Genomic DNA, 24,292 nt, shown 5'->3' on the forward strand with positions numbered 1-24,292 from the left:
CGGCGGGCTCAGTATTCCTTTTCGTAGAAGATACCGGCGCCCGCACTGCCGCCGCTGCCGGCTTCCCCGCGCAGCTTGACGCCGCGGCCGACATCCAGATTGATGACGGCCTTGGCGCCGTTCGTCTCCGGATCCTGCTTCAGCTCGATATAGGTGCGATCGTTGAGATACTTGCCGGCCGAAACGGCCGCGCGGCCCTCCGCATCCGTCGTGATATCGAGATCGTCGACGCCGAGCTTGCTTCGCAGGCTGTCGAGAAGGCCGGTCGAACTGCCGCCGGCCAGCTGGCTTGCGGCAGCGGCAAGCTGCGCGATCTGCACCGCCGAGAGGTTCGACATGGAGCGGTTGAAGATGAGCTGCGCCAGGATCTCATCCTGCGGCAGCGCAGGCGAGGAGGCGAAGGTCACCGTCGGGTTGCTGGCGACGCCGGCCACGGTCACGGTGATTTCCGTCGTGCCGGCCGTGCTTCCCGCGACGAGGTTGACGGTCGGCACCAGGCCTCCTGTAAAGCCGATATGCGCGCTGGAGAAATCGAGCCGGCGCGCCAGGATTTCCATGCGGCCGCGCTCAAGCTCGAAACCGCCCGACACGACAGGCGACGACGACGTTCCCGTCACGGTGAGGCTGCCGCCCAGCTCCGCATTGATGCCGCGGCCACGCACGAAAAGCTGGCCCGGCGCCTCGATGGTGAGGTTGAGGCCGATGCCGCGTGAGGCGCCGCTCGCGCCTTGGTCGCGCTGCACGTCGGCATTCATGCGCTTAACGTCGGCCGGTGCATTGCGATGCTTGATATCGATCTCCGACAGCGAAGCCGGCAGTTTTTGCGGAATGGTGATGTTCGCCTTGTTGATGCGCACCCGGCCAGCCAGCACGATATCGGCCAACGGCCCCTTGACGGTGAGGTCGCCGGTCACATTGGCGGTGACCAGCGTGCCGTCGACATAGGTGACATCGCCCAGCTTGATCGCCACGTCGACCGGGAAGCCGCTCGCCGGATCGATGCCGATACGGCCGGTGGCCGAAAGCTGCCCGCCGCTCGCGAGCCTGCCGGACAGCGTCTCGATGACGGCCTGCCGGCCGTCCATGGTGATGCGCACCGTCAGGTCATCCACGGCGAGATTGCGCCGGACATCGACCAGACGCGCACCGCCGGCCGTTATGCTGCCGGTCACCGAAGGCGCTGCCGCCGTGCCGCCTATCGAGACATCGGCATTGGCATTGCCGGTCAACACGAAGCCCTGCGACGAAAGCTGGCCCTGCAACAATCCAAACGGCACCGTGCCATTGAACTTCAGGCCAAGCGGCGTCGCGCCGCCGATCCCGACCGTGCCACCGCCCCGGAAGGAAAGCCCGCCTGCGCCCGAAAGCACCGTGTCGAGCCGGACCTGATTGTTGGCGAATTCGCCCTTGGCGTTGATATCGACGGCGCCGATGCCCGCGCCACGCGTCTGGCTGGTGACGGCGCCCTTCCAGTCGAGCGCGTAGTTGACGACAGGCGCGGCCGCCCTGCCCTTGACCGTCACAGTGCCGCCGATCGCACCTTCCGCACCGAGGCCTGGCGCGAAATTGTTGATGAGCGCCGCCGGCACGGCATTGAGACCGAGCGACAGGTCCAGCGTCTCGCCGGCCCGACCCGATACCGCAACCGACCCGGTTCCGGCCTGGATGGTGAGCTTGTCGAGAACCGCAACGCCGTTATCGACAGCGATCGTGGACGGACTTGCGAGCTTCAGGGCGATGCCGCGCGGCGCGCCTTCGAACGTCTGCAAGGCGACGTCCAAACCGCCGGCACGTTGGACGACCTGCCCCTTCGCGACCAGCGGCGCATTGTCGAGACGACCACCGAGATCGAACCGGGTCGCCTGCCCTTCCCGCGAGAAATCAAGGCTGAGGGCATCGACGCGGTTCCCGCCCGAAACGATGCGCTCGGCCCGAACCGTGCCGTTGATCGCAAGTGTGGCGAGATCGGTAATGGTGAGGTCCACGGTCGGCTTGGAAATGCTGATCGCATCGCGGCTTATACCGGAACCGCTCGCCTGAACGATTGCCGACGTCCTGCCGTTGGTCGTCGCGATCTCCACCTGTCCGGAGAGATCGCCGGCTGCCTTTTGGCCGGCCATGGCCGCAAGCAGTCCGAGATCGGGAAAGTTGAAGCGGACCGTGCCGTCAGGCATGAAATCCGGCGTCAGCGCCAGCGAGCCCTTCAGCGTGTTCGCGCCGATCTCCGCTTCCAGCACCGGCACCGAGATGCGCCTGCCTTCCGAGGTGATGCTGGAACGCACGTTGATCGCCTGTCCATCAAGCGCACCCGTCGCCGTCAGCTCCCCGGAGGGCCTGTCCGCAACGGCCTTCCCGTTGAGCGTGACGACGAGATCGCTCAGCGTGCGCCCCGAAAGTGTCGCGCCACTGGATGTGACCTTGGCCGCAACGTCGAGCCCATCGACCGGCCCCTTCGCCGAAACATCGAAGGCCGCCTCGCCGGAGGCATCGCCCAGCAGCTTGCCGAGGTTCAAGACCTTGCCGGCAAGCGTCGCATCGAGATTGCCCTCGGCGAGCGCGACATCACCGGCCGCCTCGGCTGTCCCCGACTTGAGCTGCAGACCGGTGAGTTGCAGCGCACCGTTGCCGGCCAGCTGAACACGCCCTTCCATCGCAATCGTCGTATCGAACTTGCCGGACAAGGCCGGCGGCAGGACAGCGGGCAGCGCGAAAAGACGGAAATTGACGTCGGCCTCGCGGCTTTCGAGCCCGTAGCGGCCCGAAAGCGTTCCGCCGATGCTGGCGCTTTCCAGTGTTGCGGGATCGAAGGCGATCTCTGTCGGCGATACGTTCAGGGTTGCGACGACCTTGGCCGGCCCCTTCACCATGCGGTCGATATCCGCATTGGCGAAAGCCATGTCGCCGGTCTCGACCGTCACATCGACCCGGCCGGACTGGCTGGACACGTTGAACGCATCGCTACGGGCGGAAAGGCGGATGTTCTCGACCCGACCCGCCGGCAGCGCCGCGGATACCACGGCGACATCTGCCCGCAAGGCTGCGGCGTTCGCCGCGCCGGTGAGCGAAATGTCGGCGCCGTCGATCAGGATGCGGGCATCGCCACCGGCGAGCGGCCAGCGGAAATCGATCGGGCCATCGCGCCCGTCGAGCTTCACATTGAAATCGTTGGACCCCGTCGCGCTCACGGCGCCGGAGGCGGCAAGCGTCATCGCACCTGTCGCGATGTTGCCCTTCTCGATGCGCACCATGTCGGAACCGTCGAAGGCAGCGACGAGGTCGATGTTCGTCTCGCCGGCGAAAAGCGGTCGCAACTGCGGCGGCATCAACGCATCGAACGTGCCGCCGCCCTTGACCGACAGGGTATGCAGCCCATTGGCGGAAAGATCGTGGCGGCCATCGACACGCAGCATCTCCGTACCGTCGAGCGCGGCGGAAAGACGGCCCTTCCACTGCGACAACGGCCCGTCACCCGTCAGGCGGATGGAGACGGCGGGCTCGTTCGGCAGTTTGAGCAGATTGGCGAGCAGGCCGCCCTTCGGTTCGGCGACATCGGTTTCAAGGCGCAGCACGTTCTCGGCCGGATTGAAGACGATATCGGCAGCCAGTCGTGCGTCCGGGCGCTCCACTTCGTTGGCGGAAAGCTTGATGGCCACACTCTCCGCGGTCGCATCGCCACGGCCGGAGACGACGATGCGCTGATCACGGCCGGCCACGGAGCCCGAGACGAAGAGTTCCGGGATCGCCAGCGAATCGACATGGACTTCGACGGGCAGCTTGAACGGCGTATCGGAAGGCTGTGCATCCGCCTTGGATTCCGGCAGGCGCAGCAGCGAGATCGAGGACGCCGAGACACGAGATGCATCGAAGCTGAAGAACAAGAGCTCCAGCGGCGACCAATCGACGGCGAGGTCGCGGATTTCCGCATAGGTGCCCTTGTCGTCGCCAAGGGTGACGGAACCTACGCGCAGCCGGCCCGTCAGGAGCCCGGACGGCTCGCTGATGGAAATGACCTGCCCGCTTGCGGCGGCAAGCTTCTCCACATAGGAAACGGCCATGCGGGCGCCCGCATCCGTGAAGCCGACGAAGCCCAGAACCGCGACCAGAATGACAAGCAGCACCGCAAGGCCGTAGCCGGCATAGCGGAGAATGGCGCGGAGAATTCGAGACAACCTCGTCATGCTTCATCCATTTCACGTGCGCGGGAGCACAGAATCGCTCCCTACCGTCTAGAATCTCAATCGCACGGATGATCAAGAGCCTAGCGGAAAATTGCGGCGCCAGTCAGAACGACTGGCCGATGCCGGCGTAGACCCCGAAGGACGTTCCGCCCTCATATTTCTTGAGCGGCACCGCGACGTCGAGCCGGAGCGGCCCGAACGGCGTCGCGTAGCGCAGGCCGATACCGGCACCGGCACGGATATCCTTGAAATCGGGCACCTCGTCCGTCGAGACGGTGCCGACATCGATGAACGGCACGACGCCGATGGTTTCGGTGACACCGATGCGCACCTCCGCCGAGCCCGCCACATAGGAGCGCCCGCCGAGCAGCTTGTTGTCGGCATTGCGCGGCGAAATCTCCTGATAGCCATAGCCGCGCACCGTGCCGCCACCGCCCAGGAAGAAGCGGCGCGTCGCCGGGATATCCGCAAGCTCGTCGCCGCCGATGATCGTACCAGCAGAAAGCTTGCCGGCCAGCACGAAGCGCTCCTCCGCGCCCAGCGCCTGATAGCCGGTAATGGCGCCTTCGAAACTGGAGAAGAAAGTGCTGTTATACGTCTCGTAGCTCGGCTTCGCATTGATCAGGAAGCGGTAGCCTTCCGTCGGGTTCAGTTTGTCGTTGCGGGTATCGCGCACATACTCGATCGGCAGGCTCACCGTCAGATACTTGTTCTTGCCGAACACGTCCTCGATATTGCTCCACGCCACCTCGCCGCCGGCGCTCACCGTATCACGGTCCGAAAGCTCGACGCTCACCCCTGCCGCCGCCGTCGTGGTGAAGGCCTTGTAGGCGTCGGGATCGACGATCGACGCCTTGAGGCTGGCGTTGAAGGTCGTTGCCGGGCCGAAGGCCCCGGGCTTGGAAAAGAGGATAGCCGTCGAGTAGTCGAGATCGCCGATGTCGGACTCGCCGATGCGGTTGACCGAACCCTCGATACGCAGCGATTCCGCCTGGCCGAACAGGTTGCGATGCCCCCAATACCCCTGCAGGCCGAAACCGTCCGTATTGGAATATTGCGCACCGACGCCGAAATAGCGGTGCTTGCCTTCGGAGACCTCGATGGTCATCGGCAGCGAACCATCCGGCGCGAGCTGGCTGGCCTCGCGGATCGTTACGCTGGAGAAAACACCGAGCGTGCGCAGCCGCTCCGCAGCCTTGTTGAGCGCCTCGGGCGAATAGGGCTGGCCGGCATTGATGCGCGAATAGCGCTGCACGAAGCCCGCATCGACCGTCTTCGTGCCCGTTACGCCGACCTCGCCGACCGGGGCGACTGGGCCGCCCTCTGCTGCAATGACAACATCCACCGTGCGCGTCTTGTGGTCGGCGGTCGCATTGCGCTCGACAAGCTTGGCCAGCGGCCGGCCCTCAGCCTTGAGATCGACGACGACCTTCTCGCCGGCCTTCAGGATGATGGTGGAATCCGCGCGCGCACCGGCCACGAGGCCGTAATCCGCCGGATTGAACCTGTCGGCATCGCCGGAAAAGGCGACATCGCCGAATGTGAAGACGGGCCCTGGATCGACACGGATCGTTACCGGAATGGCGGCGCGGTCGTTGAACTCAGGGTTGGGCGGCAGCGAATCGAGATCCTGCCCGTTGACGGTGACAGTCACCACGCCGCCATAGCGGGCGTTCTCGTAGAGGGCCGCCAAGATGCGGTCACGGTCGTCGCGCGCCTTGATGACGAGGCCGAGATCGCCGGATACCGGCTGGCCCTCGTCCTGCTTGAGGCGCGTCGTGTTCTCGATGGCTTCCTTGAGATCGCTGTCATCCGTGCCCGGATCGAGCGTCAGCGTATAATTGACGGGATCGATGACGGCCGTAGCCTCTTCGTCACTTTCGAAGAACTTCATCCCGAAAAGCTTGAACGCCATGGCGGGACGGACGGAGACGGGCGCACAGGCCAGCGCCGCAGCGACCGCGAGTGCGGTGCCAGCCTTCAGAAACGCAAAACTCTTTTCCGGCCGGTTCACTTTATCCCGCATCCGCAGCTATCCGTCGCCTTTTCCTCGAAGTGCGGCATGCGCATCAGCTTCCGACACAGACCAGGCGCGCTCCGATTCATTCGGAGCATTTAGGCAAGAAAAGACCCTAACGCGTTAGGTTTTCCGTAATGTTAACGCCGGTTCTACACGCAGGCGCCGCGGATTTGAAGCGCAGAACGTAATTTTGTGCCTTTTCCGGACAATGCAAAAGCCCCGGGGGATGCCCGGGGCTTCGCAAAAGTTGCATCTGTCTGATATCAGTAACCGGACGGGCAACGGTCGATGTAACGGCGGCCGTAACGGTCACGGTAGTAGCACTGACCGGGCTGCTCGGACACGCTGCCGATGACAGCGCCGGAAACGCCACCGATGGCCGCGCCAACGGCAGCACCGCGGACGTTACCGGTGACGGCGCCACCGATGATCGCGCCGGAGACGGCGCCGATACCCGCACCCTTTTCCGTCTGCGTGCAGCTGGCGACAGCAAGGCCGACCAGGACGAGCGCAATGACTTTCTTCATGAAGGTGTTCTCCAAAGTTGAGTTGCGTCCCGGTTTTCCAGGTCCGAACTATCCCCTTCTGTTGAGCCAACATACGCGCCCGCCTCACGACGGGCATGTCTGTTCAGAGACGAAAATATACCGCGAAACGGGGAAGTCTATGGTGGCGAACTATTTTTTTAGACTCCGAATAAATATGCCTGCGATTCCGTTTATTACGCCCTCGTTCGGTTACCGCCGCATTGCGACGAAAAAGCTGAAACTGGTTCGATGAAACGAAGGGTTCAGCCCGTTCCTTTTTTCGTGCAGACTTGACATGCATCAACAGGAAGTGGCCTTTGGGGACCTAACATACATTGGAATGGTTCAAAGGTGGCGCCGATTTGCCGCAGCGGAATGCGTTGCAGCGTAGGGGCGCCTGGTATAGCCGGATGAACGACCGTCAATGACGATAATGCCCGGGACGATGCCCGGCCGGAGACTCTGGATGGACTTCGAGACTTTCTTCAAGAACGAGCTGGACAGCCTGCATCAGGAAGGCCGCTACCGCGTCTTCGCCGACCTCGAGCGCCAGAAGGGCAGCTTCCCCAAGGCGACCCGCTATACGGCCGAAGGCCCGACGGATGTCACGGTCTGGTGTTCCAACGATTATCTCGGCATGGGCCAGCACCCGAAGGTGACCGAGGCGATGAAGCTCGCCATCGACCAGTGTGGCGCCGGTGCCGGCGGCACCCGCAACATCTCCGGCACCAACCACTACCATGTGCTGCTCGAACAGGAACTCGCCGACCTGCATGGCAAGGAAGCGGCCCTGCTCTTCACCTCGGGTTACGTGTCCAACTGGGCCGCCCTCGGCACGCTCTGTTCCAAGATCCCGGGCCTCATCTGTTTTTCCGATGCCGGGAACCACGCGTCGATGATCGAGGGCATTCGCCACTCCAAGTGCGAGCGCGTGATCTGGAAGCACAATGACCTGAAGGACCTCGAAGCCAAGCTTGCGGCGGCCGACCCGAAGGCGCCGAAGCTGATCGCCTTCGAATCCGTCTACTCGATGGATGGCGACATCGCGCCCATTAAGGAAATCTGCGACCTCGCCGACAAATACGGCGCGATGACCTATCTCGACGAAGTGCATGCCGTCGGCATGTACGGCCCGCGCGGCGGCGGCATTGCCGAACGCGACGGCCTGATGGATCGCCTCACCGTCATCGAGGGTACGCTTGCCAAGGCCTTCGGCGTGATGGGCGGCTATATCGCCGCCTCGACCGCATTGTGCGATTTCGTACGCTCCTTCGCGTCCGGCTTCATCTTCACCACGTCGCTGCCGCCGTCACTCGCCGCCGGTGCGCTCGCCTCGATCCGCCACCTCAAGGAAAGCCAGATCGAACGTTTCGGCCATCAGGACCGCGTTCGCAAGCTGCGCGCCGCGCTCGATCGCGCCGGCATTCCGCACATGCCGAATCCGAGCCATATCGTGCCCGTGATGGTCGGCGACGCATCCAAGTGCAAATGGATTTCGGACCTGCTGCTCGACAATTTCGGCATCTATGTCCAGCCGATCAACTACCCGACCGTGCCGCGCAAGACCGAGCGCCTGCGCATCACGCCGACGCCGCTGCACACGGATGCCGATATCGAGCACCTCGTTGGCGCGCTGCATTCGCTGTGGTCGCGTTGCGCGCTGGCCCGCGCCGTCGCCTGATAAAGACGACGCAGGTTTATCGGATGAGCCCGGCAGCCACCTGCCGGGCTTCTTCGTCTGCGGCGAAGACATCGTCCATGGACGAAGCCGGCGGAAGATGCGCCAGCTTGTCCATCACCTGCTCGGCGATGTCGGCCATCGACAGGAAGCCGATGCGCCCGCCGACGAAGGCGTGGAACGCCACCTCCTCCGCCGCATTCATGATCGCGCCCTGAAGCCCGCCGCGCGTGAGCGCCGTGCGCGCCAGCCGGAGCGCCGGAAACCGCGTCTCGTCAGGCGCTTCGAAATCGAGGCGGGACAGCCTGGCGAAATCCAGCCGCTCGACATCGAGCGGCGCGCGCTGCGGATAGGTCAGCGCATATCCGATCGCCGTGCGCATGTCGGGCGCACCGAGCTGCGCCAGCACCGAGCCGTCGACATAACCCACCATCGAATGAATGATCGATTGTGGATGCACCACCACCTCGATCTGGTCCGGCCGCACATCGAAGAGATGTTTCGCCTCGATCATCTCCAGCGCCTTGTTGAACATGGACGCGCTGCCGATGGAAATCTTCAAGCCCATGGACCAGTTGGGATGGGCACGCGCGATATCGGCGGTGACACCCGCCATCTGCTCGCGACTCCAGGTGCGGAACGGGCCGCCGGAGGCGGTCAGCACGATGCGCTCCACCGCATGGCGCTGGTCGTCCTCCAGCGCCTGGAAGATCGCGCTGTGTTCGCTGTCGACGGGGATGAGCCGCCCGCCGCCTTCCGCGACCGCACCAACAAAGAGATCGCCCGCCGAAACAAGGCACTCCTTGTTGGCAAGCGCGATATCGGCGCCGCGCTTTGCCGCAGCAAGCGTCGGTGCGAGGCCCGCCGTGCCAACGATCGCCGCCATCACCCAGTCCGCATCGCCGGATGCCGCTTCCAGAAGCGCCGCGCGCCCGGCCGCCACCGCGATCCCGGTGCCGGCAAGCGCATCCTTGAGCGCGCCGTAGCGGTTCTCGTCGGCCGTCACGGCCAGTTGCGCCCCGCACTCCCTGGCCTGCGTGGCAAGCAGGTCGACATTGCCGTTGCCGGTGACGGCCAGAACGTCGAAACGGTCGCGGCCGCCGAGCTGCCGTAGCACGTCCAGCGTGCTGGTGCCAATCGAGCCGGTCGAGCCGAGAATGGTGATGCGTCGCTTTTGCCGCGCGTCGAGAGCCATGAGGGGGGTCCGCAGTTTTCTTCTTGTCAGAAGAGGCTCTACAGGCGAAAGACGCCTGCAACAAGTCATGGAAATGCTGTAAAGCAAAGGCTTGGGCGGACTTATGACACCCGCCGCTTGACCTTTTCGCCCGGACGGCCATAACGTCCCCGCAAACGGTCTGCCGCCCTGGACGCGATTGGAGAAACCTGTGCACCGACGCCTGAGAGTATGGACCCTCGCTTGCCTTGCCATTCTGGCGGCAGCTCCGGCCTGTGCCGACGAGCCGGTCCCCGGTGGTCTCGGTGGAACGTGGCTCGCCGAGGACATCGCCGGCAACGGCGTGATCGACAATCTCCAGACGACGCTGGAGATAAAGCCGGACGGATCCTACGGCGGCAATGGAGGCTGCAACACCTATCGCGGCAAGTTGAAGGTGCAGAACGGCAACATCGCCTTCGCGCCGGCCGCAGCCACCCGCAAGATGTGCGCGCCCGCCATCATGGATCAGGAGCAGAAGTTCTTCGACGCGCTCGGCACCGTCACGTCGTGGAAGCTCGAAAACGGCATCCTGCACCTCACGGCCAAGGAAGGCGCGCCGGCGATTCGCCTCGCTGCCATGAAGAACAACACCGACATCGTCATCCGCCTGCCCGGCCCCGAGCAGAGCGTGGCGCGCGAGACCATCAGCTACCAGTGTGACGACGAACTGCGGATCGTCGTGGAATATATCAATGTCGGCGACAATTCGCTGGCCGTGATCCGCCGCGGCGAGGAAACGTTCATCGCATCCAACGTGATGGCGGCGTCGGGCGCGAAATATGCCGGCGGCCAGTTCGAATGGTGGACGAAGGGCGACGAAGCGACGCTCTACGACCTGACGAAGGGCGAAAACGCCCCCGGCGTCATCTGCCGCAAGACCGGCTGACGGCACGGAAAGGAAGAGCGCCATGCCCACGTTCCAGGTCGGACAGAAAGTCGTCTGCATCAACGACCGCTTCAAGAACGTCTCGATCGATCAGGGCATCCGCAAGGGGCAGGTCTATACGGTGCGCTGGGCCGGCCACTACAGGCACTATGTCGATGGCGACTTCTACGGCATCAAGCTGATGGAACTGTATCGCGGCAAGGATGATGGCCCGGAGGGCTACGGCGCCGTCGACATGCCCTTCCGCGCCAGCCGATTCCGTCCGCTGGTCTCCGACCGCATCCGCAACATGCTCGGCATCAAGGCCCCGCAGCCGAAGACGGTCATCGCCAAACCCTCCATCGTGCCCGCCATACGCCCCAAGCCACGCGTCGTCACGCCGGAGCGTGAAAAGGAAGACGTCTGATCTTTCCGGAAATGGTGATCCCGCCGCGATTCGAACGCGGGACCCCCAGATTAGGAATCTGGTGCTCTATCCTGCTGAGCTACGGGACCACTGACTGCACCCATACAAAAGCCTTGGCGTGAAGCCAAGCGATTTTCGGTGGATCGAGGACGCATCCCTTTCGTCAGGCGGCGAGACGGCTTTCCGCGAGCTTGACCCAGTAGGTCACGCCATGGGGGATGGCGTCGTCGTTGAAGTCGTAGGCGGGGTGGTGCAGTCCGGCCGTATCGCCGTTGCCGACGAAGATGAAGGCGCCGGGGCGGGACAGCAGCATGTAGGAGAAATCCTCGCCGCCCATCATCGGGGCGATCGCGGGTTCGACCGACGCGTCGCCGGCGATCTCGCGCGCCACGGCCACCGCATAGCCGGCCTCCTCCGCATGATTGACCGTAACCGGATAGTTACGGTGGTAATTCACGACGATCTCGGCGCCGTGGGCAGCCGCAAGGCCGGCGCAGATCTGCCGGATACGGGCTTCGGCCCCCTCGCGCATATCGGGGCTCAGCGTCCGAACGGTGCCGGCGAGCTGCGCGGTTTCAGGGATCACGTTGTGGGCAAAGCCCGCATTGAACTTCGTCACGGACACGACGAGCGAATCGACGGGGTCGGCGACGCGCGACACGATGGTCTGCAGCGCCGTCACGACCTGCGCGCCGATGACGATGGGATCGACGGTCTTGTGCGGCAAGGCCGCATGGCCGCCGCGTCCCTTCACCGCGATGGTGAACTCGTCGGTCGCCGCCATGATGGGGCCCGGGCGCGTCCCGAAGGCGCCGACCGGCATGCCGGGCAGGTTGTGCATGCCGTAGACCTCGGCGATGCCGAAGCGCTCCATCATGCCGTCCTTGACCATTTCGTTGCCGCCGCCGCCACCCTCTTCCGCCGGCTGGAAGATCACCGCGACGCTGCCGGTGAAGTTTCGCGTCTCGGCGAGATATTTGGCCGCCCCCAGCAGCATGGCGGTGTGGCCGTCATGACCGCAGGCATGCATCTTGCCCCTGACGGTCGAGGCCCAGGGCTTGCCGGTCGCCTCCTCGATGGGCAGCGCGTCCATATCGGCGCGAAGGCCGATTGTGCGCCCCGCGCCGGCAGGCGTGCCCTTACCGCGGATGATGCCGACGACGCCCGTCCGGCCGATGCCGGTCACGACCTCATCGACGCCGAATTCGCGCAGCTTTTCGGCCACGAAGGCCGCCGTCTTCTCCACCGCGAAGAGCAGTTCCGGTTCCCGGTGCAGGTGCCGGCGCCATCCGGCGATTTCATCCTGCATTTCTGCGGCGCGGTTCAGAATCGGCATGCAACACGTCCTGTCATTTCGGCCCGAAATTCGGCCATCAGCTCTCGATGGCTTTGCCATCACGGTGCCATATAGGTTAAATATGGCGACGGTTCGAGACAACTCCCGATTTCGAGGACAGATCTTTGCAGATGAACGGACGTACGACGCGCATGGGCGCGCGCCTTCTGGGCTCCGCCCTGTTGCTTGCAGCCACCTTCTCCGCAACGGCGACCATGGCCGGCCCGCGCATGCTGGTGGATGTCAACACGCTCCAAGTCATCGAACACGAGGATGCCTTCCAGCGCTGGTATCCAGCCTCGCTCACCAAGCTGATGACCGCCTATACCGTTTTCCGCGCCGTCAAGGCCGGCGAGATCACGCTGGACAGCCCGGTCACGATGAGCAAGCACGCCGCCGCCGAACCGCCGAGCAAGATGTATTTCAAGCCGGGCCAACGGATGACGCTGGACAGTGCGCTGAAGATCATCCTCGTCAAGTCCGCCAATGACGTGTCCGTCGCCATCGCCGAATCGATTTCCGGGTCCGAACCGGCCTTCGTCGAGCGCATGAACGCCGAGGCCAAACGCATCGGCATGAGTTCCTCGCGCTTCATCAATCCGAACGGCCTGCCCGGCAAGGGCCAGTATACGACCGCTCGCGACCTCGCGGTTCTTGCCGTCACACTGAAGCGGGAATTCCCGCAATACGCCTCCTATTTCGCGCTGGAAGGCTTCACGACGGGCAAGAAGCAGTATCCGAACTTCAATATGCTGATCGGCCGCTTCGACGGCGCGGATGGCATGAAGACCGGCTTCATCTGCGCCTCGGGCTTCAACCAGGTCTCGTCCGCCACGCGTAATGGCCGCAGCGTCGTTTCCGTCGTGCTCGGCTCCGAAAGCCTTGGCGCGCGCGCCGACATTTCCGCGGGCATGCTGCAGAAGGGCCTGACGGGGCGCCCCGGCAATGTTCCCACGCTCGGCCAGCTGAGGCCTTACGGCGAGACGCGCGACATCGTCGCCGACATCTCGCAGGAAATCTGCTCCAAGCATGCCGCCAAGGTCCGCAGCGAAGGCCGCGATGAGGCCGGACGCCAGAAACTGGCTTCGCCCTACATTCACGAGCTGGACCGGCCCCTGCGGTTCGTTTTCGCCGGCCTCTTGGGCGGCGGCGATACGGCCAAGCCAGACGGTGTCGAGACGGTCGCGTCCAATGGCGTGGGCGATATCGCCAATGTCCCCGTTCCCATCCCGCGCCCCACTTTCTGATTGGCTATAATTTCTGAACTGGAGCGACCATGACCATCGCTGAACGGCGTGTGCCGGTTTCCGTGCTGACCGGCTTCCTGGGCGCCGGCAAGACGACCCTGCTCAACCGCCTGCTGAAGGATCCCGCGCTCACCGATACGGCCGTCATCATCAACGAGTTCGGCGAGGTCGGCATCGACCATCTGCTGGTCGAACAATCGGGCGACGGCATTATCGAGCTTTCGGACGGATGCCTGTGCTGCACCATCCGCGGCGAGCTGGTCGATACGCTGGCCGATCTGATGGATCGCATGCAGACGGGCAAGATCCAGCCGCTGAAACGGGTCGTGATCGAGACGACGGGCCTCGCGGACCCCGCACCGGTGCTGCAGGCCGTGATGGGCAATCCTGTCCTCTCGCAGTCCTTCAGCCTCGATGGCGTGATCACCGTCGTCGATGCCGTCAACGGCCTTTCGACGCTTGCCAACCATCCGGAAGCCGTCAAGCAGGTGGCCGTGGCCGATCGCGTGCTGATCAGCAAGGCCTCGCTTGCCGACACGGCGACGCTCGACGCCGTGCGCCGGGAAATCGCCGCGCTCAATCCGCGCGCCGCCGTATCCGATGTCGATGCTCCCGGCCTGGCCAGTCCCGACCTGCTGGCCAATGGCCTCTACGACCCCGGCAGCAAGATCCCGGACGTCCGCCGCTGGCTGCACGAAGAGGCGCACGACGACCACCATCATGCGCATGGACATGACCATCACCACCATGAGCATTGCGACCACGGTTGCGATCATGGGCACCACCACGATCACGGCCATCAGCACGCCCATGACGTCACGCGCCATGACGCGACGATCCGCTCGTTCAGCATCGTGCACGACCGCCCGATCGATCCGATTGCACTGGAAATGTTCATCGATCTCCTGCGCTCGGCCCATGGCGAAAAGCTGCTGCGCATGAAGGGCATCGTGCTGATGGAAAACAGCCCGGAGCGGCCGCTGGTGCTGCATGGCGTGCAGAGCGTGTTCCACCCGCCCGAGCGGCTGCCCGCCTGGCCGGAGGGCGCCGAGCGCCGCACACGCCTGGTGCTGATCACGAAGGACCTGCCGGAGGCCTTCGTGCGCGACCTCTTCGACGCCTTCACCGGCACGCCGAAGATCGACCGCCCGGACCGCGCCGCCCTTGCCGACAACCCGCTCGCCATTCCCGGCCTGAAGCTTTAGCGGCAGTCTCGTGGACCGAACAGGGCGGCCAAGCCGCCCTGCCGGTGCTCTAGGCTTTCAAGCGCATCATGGCATTCTCGAAAGGCAGCCCTTCGCTGTCGGTTGCCCGGCGTGACAGCTCTTGGAAGCCGAGGCTCCTGTAGAAGCCGTAGGCTTGCCGGTTGGCCGTGTAGACCTCTAGGCTCAGTTCGCCCTTCAGATCGAGCGCATGGCGAACGAGTGCCCGGCCGATGCCAAGCCCCTGCCGGCCCGGCGCCACGAACAAGCCGCCGATGAAGGCATCCAGAAGGCTGATGAAGCCGACAGGCTCGCCGGCATGGCAGGCAATCCAGGTTTCCGCCTGCGGCAGGTAGATCGTTTCGATCGCGACACGCTGCTCGCGCAGGCGGGCCTCGCCGATGAACGCATGCGCGGCCATCGAGGCATCGAACCAGATGGCAGACAGTTTCAGGAGATCCAACGCCTGGTCATAGGCGCGGATATAAAGGTCCACGTTTTTCATGATATGTCCGTAGATTGGAGTGCACAAAACAGCGCCCGCAGGCGCTCAAAGCACCGCGACAAAGCGGTTCAATTCTCGTTTCTGTGCATCAATCTCCTTCTCACGAGACGGTCACCCTATAACCCGGACGGAAGGATAATCCAAGCGCGCCAGGGCTCAGGTCTTCTTTCGGATCAGGAAACGGTGGCCGTTCTCGACGCGCTCGCTTGCCTCGAGCGCATGGCCGTCCTCGTGGCAGAAATGCGGAATGTCGATTGCGGCGAGCGGATCCGTCGTCTCGACCCAGAGTGCAGCACCGCCGCGCATGGTCGACAGCCGCTTGCGGGCCTTCATGACCGGAAGCGGGCATTTCAGGCCGCGCAGGTCATAGACCTCGGCCTCGTCCTGCGCCGCGGTGTCGGTCATTTCTGCCAGAACTTCCAGAACGGCTTTTTCTGCGTCTGCTCGACGACCTGCTGGCCCGCTTCGCCGCCGGCGACGGGAAGGGTGGCGACCGCATCCGTCTCTTGTGCGACAGCCGCGGTCCTTGCGGTCTTGCCGGCAGGCGTGGCGGCCTCTCCAGAGCCCTGATCGGCCTGAAGAGCAGCGCTTTCGTTGACGACCGGCTGGACCTGCTGGGCTTCGCGCGGCTCGCTGTCCTGGCTGAAGAGCTTCCAGAAGGGCTTCTTTTCCTTCTTCTCGACGGCAGAGGCGACCCCCGGATTGTGTTCCGGCACCGGCAGGTAGCCCACGCCCCTCGCCTGCTTTTCCGCCTTGGTGGCGGCGACGTCGGCGGCGAAATCGGCAGCCGCCTTGTTCTTGGCTTCCTCGGCTTCGCGCACCGCACGTTCGGCGGCCTCGACCTTGCGCCGCTCGGCCTCTTCAGCCTTGCGCTTTTGTTCGGCGATCTCGCGTTCGGTCATCAGCTTGCCGGCATCGAGAGAATTTCCGGTCGGCGCATAGGCCAGTTCGCGGCCCTTGCGCTGATCGGCCACAATGGCCTTGCGCTGGGCCTCCGACGGCTCGATCCAGACGGTGCCGGCATATTTGCTCATCGCCCTGGCATAGGCGGTCGCATAGGTCTTGTTGTAGCTCGCAAGTGCCGTTTGGAGCGCACCGGGCGTGCTCATCGCAGGGCAGGAACCGGTCGGCGAGAAGGGCTTTTCGGCCTGCTGGTTGAAGACATACTTGCCTTCGCAGACATTCACTTCGGGCGGACGCTTCGTCACTTCGAAATGGTCGTAGCCGACCTTCAGCATCTTCCAGAATTCGATATTGGGATTGTCGCGATGGCGCGCCATGTTCTCGGCCGTCATGCGGAACGGAAACGCCTGGAGCTGAACGGACTTCTGTCCGCCGTCGAAGGCATCGCGCGCGAAGGCGAAAATCTCCAGCATCTGCTCGTCGGTCATCGAGTAGCAGCCCGACGAAGAGCATGCGCCATGGATCATGAGGTTGGTGCCGCTCGCCTTGTTGGCGCGGTCATAGGTATTGGGGAAGCCGGTGTTGATCGCCAGGAAATAGCTCGAATTCGGATTCATGTTCGCGCGTGAGAGCGGGTAGAATCCTTCCGGCGCCTGGCGGTCGCCCTCCTTCATCTTCGGGCCGAGCTTGCCGGACCAGGCGCAGATCTTGTAGTTGCGCACCAGCTGGAAACGGTTGGTGCGGTCGGCCTTCCAAAGTTCGAGCCGGCCCTCTTCCTTGAAGATGCGCAGCATGATGGGCGAGGAACGGTCGATCTTCATCGACGCGAGCTTGCTCACGATGGACGGCGACAGCTGGTAGCTGGTCTTGGACGAGACCTTGGAGATGTCCACATCGACCTTGTCGAAGGAATCGAGGGTCTCGTTGGTGCATCCCGCGGCAGCCACGGCGAGAAGCGAAACAGCGGCAAGAACAGACAGGCGCATGCAGGGGTCCGTGAGCTATCGTCAGATCGCGAGCCGTCGTACCGGCAGGGCGGAACAGGCTGTCGTAACCGGCTTATACTTCATAAATGCTTAACCGGGAATTCCTTCGCGCAGCCGAACGCCGGCTGCTACCGTTTCAGACACAAGGAATATGGCCGAGATGCGGCAAAGGCGGCGCGGGCGCCGCCCCGATCAGAGCTGACGGCCGATATTGAGGTAACGCTGGCGGCGGTCCTTGCGCAGCTGGTCGCCCGGCTTGGCCGAAAGCTCCTTCAGCGACGAAGCGATGACATCGCCCGTACGCGCGATGACAGCCTGCGGGTCGCGGTGGGCGCCGCCCATCGGCTCGGGGATGATACCATCGATGATTCCGAAGCCTTTCAGGTCTTCGGCCGTAATTTTCATGTTGCTTGCCGCTTCCTTAGCGCGGGTCGAATCGCGCCAGAGGATCGATGCCGCACCTTCCGGCGAAATGACGCTGTAGATCGCATGCTCCAGCATGTAGACGCGGTCGCCCGTGGCGATCGCGATGGCGCCGCCCGAACCGCCCTCGCCCAGCACGACCGAGACGATCGGCACGCGGACGTTGAGGCACATCTCCGTCGAGCGGGCGATGGCTTCCGCCTGGCCGCGCTCTTCCGCGCCGATGCCCGGATAGGCGCCGGCGGTGTCGATCAGCGTGATGACCGGCAGGCCGAAACGATCAGCCATTTCCATGACGCGGATGGCCTTGCGGTAGCCTTCCGGGCGCGCGCTGCCGAAATTGTGCTTCAGGCGCGACTTGGTGTCGTTGCCCTTTTCCTGGCCGATGACGGCGACGGCCTCGCCGCGAAAGCGGCCGAGGCCCGCCAGGATCGCCTCGTCTTCGGCGAACTTGCGGTCGCCGGCAAGCGGAGTGAACTCTTCGAACAGCTGGGCGGCATAATCGACGAAATGCGGACGCTGCGGGTGGCGCGCGACCTGCGTCTTCTGCCAAGGCGTCAGCTTGGCGTAGATATCGGCCATGGCCTCGCGGGCGCGGATTTCCAGCCGACCGATTTCGTCGCTCGTGTCGATGCTCTCATCTTCTTCGGCGAGCTTGCGCAGCTCGTGGATCTTGCCTTCGAGATCCGAGATGGGCTTTTCGAAATCGAGGTAATTGTGCATGAGATGCGTTTCCGATCGTTTGCTCAAACCGCGCCAGGCTGCCGTCGGCCAGAGGGCCAGTCGCCAGCGATGGGGGTCCTAATCCGTTTTTTTCGCCTGTTTGGCAAGAGGGTGATGGTTTTGAACGAGCGCGTGCAGCCGTTCTTCCAGCACATGCGTATAGATTTGTGTCGTCGAAATGTCCTGATGGCCCAGCAGTTCCTGTACGGCGCGCAGGTCCGCGCCGTTCTGAAGCAGATGGCTGGCAAAAGCATGGCGAAGCACATGAGGCGACAGGGTCGCAGCCCGTATTCCCGCCCGTCCGGCCAGCGCCTTCAGATCGCGCGCGAAGACCTGCCGGGGCAAATGCCCCTCCTTGCTCTGCGCCGGAAACAGGAAATCGCCCGTCGCCGGATCGTCGCCGATCTCGGCCGCCAGCGCCTCGCCATAGGCCTCCATCGCGGTGACCGCGGCGCGCGACAGCGGAACCAGCCGCTCCTTGTTGCCCTTGCCCTTCACCACGAGGAACCGTCCGGTTTGCGCCAGCACACTGCCCGGCAGCGAGACGAGCTCGCTGACACGCATGCCCGTGGCATAGAGCAGTTCGACGAGCAGATGCATGCGCCGTTTCAGGAGAAGATTGCCGCCCGGCTCCCCCGCTTCCGTCTCGGCCCGGGTGATGAGACGCGTGACATCGTCGACGGACAGCGTCTTGGGCAGCGAGCGCGCCTTCTTCGGCGCATCGAGGATGGCGGTGGGATCGTCGCCGCGCAGCCCCTCGCCGTAGAGAAACTTGAAGAACTGCCGCAGCGCCGAAAGCCGCCGCGCCTGCGACGACGCTGCAAAGCCCTGCTTGGCGAGATGGCCGAGATAGGCGCGCAGATCGTCCGGCGCCGCCTCCGTCAGGCGCACGCCGCGCGCGTTGAGGAACGATTTCACGTCTTCCAGATCGCGCTCGTAGGATTGCAGCGTGTTCGTCGCGGCCCCGCGCTCGGCGCTCATCATTTCGAGGAAGGATTCGACCTGAAGCGCTGACAGATCCCTCATTGCGGTGGATTGACCCGTTCGGACGGAATCCGGATCGTGACCTCGCGCTCACTGGGCTCGACGAAGGTCACCAGCGCCACCATGATCCCGTAGATCGATCCGGCGATCACGGCGCAGATGAACAGGAATCGGAACAGGGTGGGCATGGCGGTCTCCGGGGCAACGCCCTCTATATCGCCCCGCCCTGCCGCCAGTGCAAGGGATGGATGGTCACGCAGGCTTGACGCTTCCGGCGCTTTGTCGATACGGAAAGGGACGAAAACCCGGAAAACGCAATGACCGAGCTGATCGAACAGCCCCCCCTTACGCTTGCCGCAGAGGCCCGTGCCGCCCTCGGCAAACGCAACCTCGTGCTGATCGGCCTTATGGGCGCCGGCAAGTCGGCGATCGGGCGCATGAGCTCGCAGGCGCTCGGTATTCCCTTCGTCGATTCCGACCACGAGATCGAGCGCGTCTCGCGCATGTCGATCCCCGATCTGTTCGCCACCTATGGCGAAGCCGAGTTCCGCGCGCTCGAGACCCGCGTCATCAAGCGGCTCCTGCGCTCGGGACCGCGCGTCGTCTCCACCGGCGGCGGGGCCTATATCAACGAGAACACGCGCCGGCACATCAAGCGCGGCGGGCTGACCGTGTGGTTGAAGGCCGATCTCGACGTGCTGTGGGAGCGGGTCAGCAAGCGCGACACCCGCCCGCTGCTGAAGACGGAAAACCCGCGCCAGACGCTCGAAAACCTCATGAACGCCCGCTATCCGATCTATGCGGAAGCCGAGGTTACGGTCATTTCGCGGGATGTGAGAAAAGAAACCATGGTGGACGAGGTGCTTGCCGCGATCGCCGCCACCCGCAAGATATGACGAGATTGCCATGACCGTTTCAGCCACCGCGCGCCGTACCGTGCGGGTCGACCTCGGCGACCGCTCCTACGATATTCTCATCGGCCCCGGACTGATCGCCGCCGCGGGACGCGAGATCGCGCTTCGCCTGAAGGGCCGCAAGATCGCCGTCATCACCGACGAACACGTCGCCCCGCTCTATCTCGACGGCTTCATGGCGGCCCTCAAGGCCGAAGGCATCGACGCCGTCTCGCTGGTGCTGCCCGCCGGCGAGAAGACCAAGAGCTTCGAACATCTCGTCAGCGTCTGCGACAGCGTGCTGGCCGCCCGCATCGAGCGCAACGACGCGGTCGTGGCGCTCGGCGGCGGCGTGATCGGCGACCTCACCGGCTTTGCGGCCGGCATCGTGCGCCGCGGCTCGCGCTTCATCCAGGTCCCGACATCGCTTCTGGCACAGGTCGATTCCTCCGTCGGCGGCAAGACCGGCATCAACTCCCCGCACGGCAAGAACCTGATCGGCGTCTTCCATCAGCCCGACCTCGTGCTCGCCGATACCGACGTGCTCGATACGCTCTCGCCCCGCGAATTCCGCGCCGGCTATGCCGAAGTCGCCAAATACGGCCTCATCGACAAGCCGGACTTCTTCGCCTGGCTGGAGAAGAACTGGCAGGCCGTCTTTGCCGGCGGCGAAGCCCGCATCGAGGCGATCGCCACGAGCTGCCAGGCGAAAGCCGACGTGGTCGCGGCCGACGAACGGGAAAACGGCCAGCGCGCGCTGCTCAATCTCGGCCACACCTTCGGCCACGCGCTGGAGGCGGCGACGCACTACGACAGCGCTCGCCTCGTCCATGGTGAAGGTGTTTCCATCGGCATGGTGCTGGCGCACCAGTTTTCCGCCCGCATGAACCTGTGCAGCCCCGACGACGGCAAGCGCGTCGAGGCGCATCTGCGCGCGGTCGGCCTTCCCACCACCATGGGCGAAATTCCGGGAAGCCTGCCGCCGGCGGAGGTTCTCATGGACGCCATCGCGCAGGACAAGAAGGTCAAGGCCGGCAAGCTCACCTTCATCCTCACGCGCGGCGTCGGCCAGTCCTTCGTCGCCGATGACGTGCCGCAATCCGAAGTCATCGCCTTCCTCAAGGAAAAGCTGCCGACATGAACAGCGAAACGCCCGCCGCGCTCGCTCCCTTCTCCTGGCCGGTGATCGTCCTTGTCCTCGGCCTGATCCTTCTCGTCATCCTGCTGTTCCGGTGGCGCAATCATCAGAGTGCGCGCGACGCCGAGGGCGAACGCCGCCAGAGCGACGGCGCGTCGGCAAGACCCGACCGGGAAAAGCTCCTGAGCGCGCTCGATCTTGATGCGCTCGAAGTGTCCGACATCATGATCCACCGCACGACCATGCGCGGGCTCGATGCCGGCGATCCGCCGGAAGAGGTCGTCAGGGCAGTGCTGGAAAGCCCATACACGCGCATGCCGCTCTGGTCAGGTTCGGTCGACAACATCGTGGGCGTCGTGCACGCCAAGGACCTCCTGCGTGCTCTCACCGAGCCCGGTGTCGAGCCGAATAACCTCGATATCACCAAGGTCGCGCAGAAACCGTGGTTCGTGCCCGACACGACGACGCTGAAGGAACAGCTCACGGCTTTCCTGCGCCGCAAAGAGCATTTCGCCACCGTGGTGGATGAATATGGCGAGGTGCAGGGTCTCGTCACGCTCCAGGACATCCTGAAGGTCATCGTCGGAGATTTGTCCGATGAAAAGGATGTCGATGTCCAGGGCGTGCGGCGCGAAGCCGATGGCTCGTTGGTCGTCGATGGCAGCGTCCCGATCCGAGACCTGAACCGTGCCTTCGACTGGAACCTGCCGGATGAGGAAGCAACGACGATTGCCGGTCTCGTCATCCACGAATCGAAGTCCATTCCGAAGGAACGACAAGCCTTCACCTTCTACGGCAAGCGCTTCATCGTGATGAAACGGGTGAAGAACCGCGTCACGCGTCTGCGCATCCGCCCTATCGAGCCGGAACAGCCCGCAGCCTGACCTACCAGCGCGTTGACTCGCCCGGAGCCGCAGCCTCGACGGCGAGCGCGTGCAATCCCGCATCGAATTCCGCCGTCACGAGATCGTTGATTGCCCTGTGGCGCGCCACGCGGCCCATGCCGGCGAAGGCGGCCGAGACGATTCGCACACGCAGATGCGTCTCGCCCGCGCCGTCATGGCCATGATGGCCGGCGTGCAGATGGCTCTCGTTGATGACCTCGAGACGTTCGGGCGAAAAGGCTGCTTCAAGCTTCTCGGCGATGCTGGATTTCACGGGCATTGAAAAACCTTTGCGTTGGAAAAACGGCTTGTCGCAACGCAACAAAATAGTTTCACAAAGCCAGCAACAAACCGCTTTGTCAATTCTTGTTGCGGGCTCGCCGCAACCCCATAATGAGCGCCATGAAACTCGATTCCAAATACTTCGACCGCATTCGCACGAAGCGGCGCGTGGAGCGTCCCGAACGTTCCGCGCCGATCTGTCAGTGGGACGGCTGCGAAGAGAATGCCGTGCATCGCGCGCCCGTGGGCCGCAATGCCGAAGGCCAGTATTTCATGTTCTGCTTCGAGCATGTGAAGGAATACAACAAGGGCTACAACTACTTCTCCGGCCTCTCCGACGGCGAGATCGCGCGTTACCAGAAGGAAGCCATTACCGGCCATCGCCCGACCTGGACCATAGGCGTCAACAAGGCGTCCAAGAACGGCCCCACCCAAGGCACGGCCCGCTCGGGCTCGGCCGGGGCAAATCAGCGCATACGCGACCCCTTCGGCTTCTTCAACGAGAGCAAGGGCCGCCGCCCGCAGATGGAGCCCCGCGCAAGAAAGCTGAAGACTCTGGAGGCGAAGGCTTTCGATACGCTAGGCCTCTCGGCGAATGCGACAAGCGACGACATCAAGTCGGCATACAAATCTCTTGTCAAAAAGCACCACCCGGATGCAAATGGCGGTGATAGAGGCTCGGAAGAGCGTTTTCGCGCGGTCATCCAAGCATATCAATTGTTAAAGCAGGCCGGCTTCTGCTAGAGCATTTTGCAGTCGGGCGGATTCCCGCCGGGCATCGCATGAATGCGGTCGAAACAGACGAGCATCGCCGGCAACAGACATTTGGGTGGAGGAGAGCCCGCCGCCCGCGGAGACGTGATGAGCAAGATGGATATCGATATTTCCAACCTCCCGGACACCACGGTTTCCGTACGGGAGGTTTTCGGCATTGATACGGACCTGCGGGTCCCGGCCTACTCCAAGGCGGACGCCTATGTGCCGGATCTCGATCCGGACTACCTGTTCGACCGCGAAACCACGCTGGCGATCCTCGCAGGCTTTGCCCATAACCGCCGCGTTATGGTTTCCGGCTATCACGGCACCGGCAAGTCGACCCATATCGAGCAGGTCGCAGCCCGCCTCAACTGGCCATGCGTGCGCGTCAACCTCGACAGCCATGTCAGCCGTATCGACCTCGTCGGTAAGGATGCCATCGTCGTCAAGGACGGCCTTCAGGTCACCGAGTTCAAGGACGGCATCCTGCCCTGGGCCTACCAGCACAATGTCGCGCTCGTCTTCGACGAATACGACGCAGGCCGCCCGGACGTCATGTTCGTCATTCAGCGCGTTCTGGAATCGTCGGGCCGCCTGACGCTGCTCGACCAGAGCCGCGTCATCCGCCCGCACCCCGCTTTCCGCCTGTTCGCCACCGCCAACACGGTCGGCCTTGGCGACACAACGGGCCTCTATCACGGCACCCAGCAGATCAACCAGGCGCAGATGGACCGCTGGTCGATCGTCACCACGCTGAACTATCTGCCGCACGACAACGAAGTGAACATCGTCGCCGCCAAGGTGAAGCGTCTTGCCGCCGGCAAGGACGGCCGCGAGACGATCTCGCGCATGGTGCGCGTGGCCGATCTCACCCGCGCCGCGTTCATCAACGGCGACCTGTCGACGGTCATGAGCCCGCGTACCGTCATCACCTGGGCAGAAAATGCCGAAATCTTCGGTGATATCGCCTTCGCCTTCCGCGTCACCTTCCTCAACAAGTGTGATGAGCTTGAACGCACGCTGGTTGCCGAACTCTACCAGCGCGCCTTCGGCATCGAGCTGAAGGAAAGTGCGGCCAATATCGTGCTGGAGGCCACGGCCTAAGGCCCGGTAGAAGCG

General features: G+C 63.9%; 21 protein-coding genes, 1 tRNA gene and 1 pseudogene. 10 read left to right on the top strand and 13 right to left on the bottom strand.

Translation table 11 applies throughout. The features are described from left to right. Positions 1 to 8 precede the first annotated feature (8 nt). The 3 genes from K6301_RS13110 to K6301_RS13120 all read right to left on the bottom strand — a co-directional run bounded on the left by K6301_RS13110 (position 9) and on the right by K6301_RS13120 (position 6,725). Positions 9 to 4,178, bottom strand: a complete 4,170-nt coding sequence (locus K6301_RS13110; RefSeq protein WP_247217525.1) for a translocation/assembly module TamB domain-containing protein — start codon at positions 4,176 to 4,178, stop codon at positions 9 to 11. Between the two features lie 103 nt (positions 4,179 to 4,281). Beyond that, positions 4,282 to 6,204, bottom strand: a complete 1,923-nt coding sequence (locus K6301_RS13115; protein ID WP_247217527.1) for an autotransporter assembly complex protein TamA — start codon at positions 6,202 to 6,204, stop codon at positions 4,282 to 4,284. 257 nt (positions 6,205 to 6,461) lie between these two features. Beyond that, positions 6,462 to 6,725, bottom strand: a complete 264-nt coding sequence (locus tag K6301_RS13120) for a YMGG-like glycine zipper-containing protein (RefSeq protein WP_064331830.1) — start codon at positions 6,723 to 6,725, stop codon at positions 6,462 to 6,464. A gap of 466 nt (positions 6,726 to 7,191) precedes the next feature. On the opposite strand from K6301_RS13120, the gene hemA reads away from it, so the two are divergent. Then, the gene (gene hemA, locus K6301_RS13125; protein ID WP_241601174.1) at positions 7,192 to 8,406 is read left to right on the top strand and encodes a 5-aminolevulinate synthase; all 1,215 of its coding nucleotides are present in this window, start codon (positions 7,192 to 7,194) and stop codon (positions 8,404 to 8,406) included. 16 nt (positions 8,407 to 8,422) lie between these two features. On the opposite strand, the gene dxr is transcribed toward hemA, so the two are convergent. Next, positions 8,423 to 9,598, bottom strand: coding sequence for a 1-deoxy-D-xylulose-5-phosphate reductoisomerase (gene dxr, locus K6301_RS13130; protein WP_247217529.1), 1,176 nt, complete (start codon positions 9,596 to 9,598; stop codon positions 8,423 to 8,425). Between the two features lie 190 nt (positions 9,599 to 9,788). On the opposite strand from dxr, the gene K6301_RS13135 reads away from it, so the two are divergent. Both K6301_RS13135 and K6301_RS13140 read left to right on the top strand, forming a co-directional pair. Continuing rightward, positions 9,789 to 10,505: an META domain-containing protein gene (locus K6301_RS13135; RefSeq protein ID WP_247217531.1), complete on the top strand. Its 717-nt coding sequence runs from the start codon at positions 9,789 to 9,791 to the stop codon at positions 10,503 to 10,505. 22 nt (positions 10,506 to 10,527) lie between these two features. Further along, positions 10,528 to 10,911, top strand: coding sequence for a CAP-Gly domain protein (locus K6301_RS13140; RefSeq protein ID WP_247217534.1), 384 nt, complete (start codon positions 10,528 to 10,530; stop codon positions 10,909 to 10,911). A 12-nt stretch (positions 10,912 to 10,923) separates the two neighbouring features. On the opposite strand, the gene K6301_RS13145 is transcribed toward K6301_RS13140, so the two are convergent. Both K6301_RS13145 and K6301_RS13150 read right to left on the bottom strand, forming a co-directional pair. Continuing rightward, positions 10,924 to 11,000: transfer RNA gene (locus tag K6301_RS13145), tRNA-Arg, on the bottom strand. Positions 11,001 to 11,074: 74 nt separating this feature from the next. Then, entirely contained in the window at positions 11,075 to 12,247 is a 1,173-nt protein-coding gene (locus tag K6301_RS13150; protein WP_247217536.1) for a M20 aminoacylase family protein, read from the bottom strand. Positions 12,248 to 12,378: 131 nt separating this feature from the next. Here K6301_RS13150 and K6301_RS13155 point away from each other — a divergent pair, with 131 nt between their 5' ends. Together K6301_RS13155 and K6301_RS13160 are read left to right on the top strand one after the other, a co-directional pair. After that, positions 12,379 to 13,494, top strand: coding sequence for a D-alanyl-D-alanine carboxypeptidase family protein (locus K6301_RS13155; RefSeq protein WP_247217538.1), 1,116 nt, complete (start codon positions 12,379 to 12,381; stop codon positions 13,492 to 13,494). A gap of 29 nt (positions 13,495 to 13,523) precedes the next feature. Then, entirely contained in the window at positions 13,524 to 14,699 is a 1,176-nt protein-coding gene (locus K6301_RS13160) for a CobW family GTP-binding protein (protein ID WP_247217540.1), read from the top strand. Between the two features lie 49 nt (positions 14,700 to 14,748). Here K6301_RS13160 and K6301_RS13165 read toward each other — a convergent pair whose 3' ends face one another. From K6301_RS13165 to K6301_RS13190, 6 genes are all read right to left on the bottom strand, one after another. Next, entirely contained in the window at positions 14,749 to 15,201 is a 453-nt protein-coding gene (locus K6301_RS13165; RefSeq protein ID WP_247217543.1) for a GNAT family N-acetyltransferase, read from the bottom strand. A 156-nt stretch (positions 15,202 to 15,357) separates the two neighbouring features. Further along, positions 15,358 to 15,606 carry a sulfurtransferase TusA family protein gene (locus tag K6301_RS13170; RefSeq protein WP_247217545.1) on the bottom strand — a complete coding sequence of 83 codons (249 nt, stop codon included), beginning with the start codon at positions 15,604 to 15,606 and terminating at the stop codon, positions 15,358 to 15,360. Then, positions 15,603 to 17,090, bottom strand: a complete 1,488-nt coding sequence (locus K6301_RS13175; protein ID WP_247217547.1) for a L,D-transpeptidase family protein — start codon at positions 17,088 to 17,090, stop codon at positions 15,603 to 15,605. Before K6301_RS13175 ends, K6301_RS13170 begins: the two co-directional genes overlap by 4 nt. A 192-nt stretch (positions 17,091 to 17,282) precedes the next feature. Continuing rightward, positions 17,283 to 18,236, bottom strand: a complete 954-nt coding sequence (locus K6301_RS13180; protein WP_247217549.1) for an acetyl-CoA carboxylase carboxyltransferase subunit alpha — start codon at positions 18,234 to 18,236, stop codon at positions 17,283 to 17,285. A gap of 78 nt (positions 18,237 to 18,314) precedes the next feature. Beyond that, positions 18,315 to 19,262 (bottom strand): site-specific tyrosine recombinase XerD, encoded by a 948-nt coding sequence (gene xerD / locus K6301_RS13185; protein ID WP_134649411.1) that lies wholly within the window; start codon positions 19,260 to 19,262, stop codon positions 18,315 to 18,317. After that, a complete protein-coding gene (locus K6301_RS13190) occupies positions 19,259 to 19,408 on the bottom strand; it encodes a hypothetical protein (RefSeq protein ID WP_134649410.1) in 150 nt (49 codons plus the stop codon). Before K6301_RS13190 ends, xerD begins: the two co-directional genes overlap by 4 nt. A 129-nt stretch (positions 19,409 to 19,537) precedes the next feature. On the opposite strand from K6301_RS13190, the gene K6301_RS13195 reads away from it, so the two are divergent. From K6301_RS13195 to K6301_RS13205, 3 genes and pseudogenes are all read left to right on the top strand, one after another. Further along, the gene (locus tag K6301_RS13195) at positions 19,538 to 20,116 is read left to right on the top strand and encodes a shikimate kinase (RefSeq protein ID WP_247217551.1); all 579 of its coding nucleotides are present in this window, start codon (positions 19,538 to 19,540) and stop codon (positions 20,114 to 20,116) included. Between the two features lie 10 nt (positions 20,117 to 20,126). Next, on the top strand, positions 20,127 to 21,254 hold the full coding sequence (gene aroB, locus K6301_RS13200; protein ID WP_247217553.1) for a 3-dehydroquinate synthase: 1,128 nt from the start codon (positions 20,127 to 20,129) through the stop codon (positions 21,252 to 21,254). Between the two features lie 182 nt (positions 21,255 to 21,436). Further along, a pseudogene (locus K6301_RS13205) lies at positions 21,437 to 22,135 on the top strand (transporter associated domain-containing protein); the annotation flags it as partial. Position 22,136: 1 nt separating this feature from the next. On the opposite strand, the gene K6301_RS13210 reads toward K6301_RS13205, so the two are convergent. Further along, complete coding sequence (locus tag K6301_RS13210) at positions 22,137 to 22,415, bottom strand: BolA family protein (RefSeq protein ID WP_247217557.1); 279 nt, start codon at positions 22,413 to 22,415, stop codon at positions 22,137 to 22,139. A 113-nt stretch (positions 22,416 to 22,528) separates the two neighbouring features. Between K6301_RS13210 and K6301_RS13215 the strand changes: the two genes are divergently transcribed. Beyond that, on the top strand, positions 22,529 to 23,161 hold the full coding sequence (locus tag K6301_RS13215; RefSeq protein WP_247217559.1) for a J domain-containing protein: 633 nt from the start codon (positions 22,529 to 22,531) through the stop codon (positions 23,159 to 23,161). A 117-nt stretch (positions 23,162 to 23,278) separates the two neighbouring features. Further along, positions 23,279 to 24,277 (top strand): cobaltochelatase subunit CobS, encoded by a 999-nt coding sequence (gene cobS / locus K6301_RS13220; RefSeq protein WP_241601156.1) that lies wholly within the window; start codon positions 23,279 to 23,281, stop codon positions 24,275 to 24,277. Positions 24,278 to 24,292: the final 15 nt, after the last annotated feature.

The organism is Shinella oryzae (assembly GCF_023038235.1).
In the GTDB taxonomy this organism is placed as follows: domain Bacteria; phylum Pseudomonadota; class Alphaproteobacteria; order Rhizobiales; family Rhizobiaceae; genus Shinella; species Shinella sumterensis.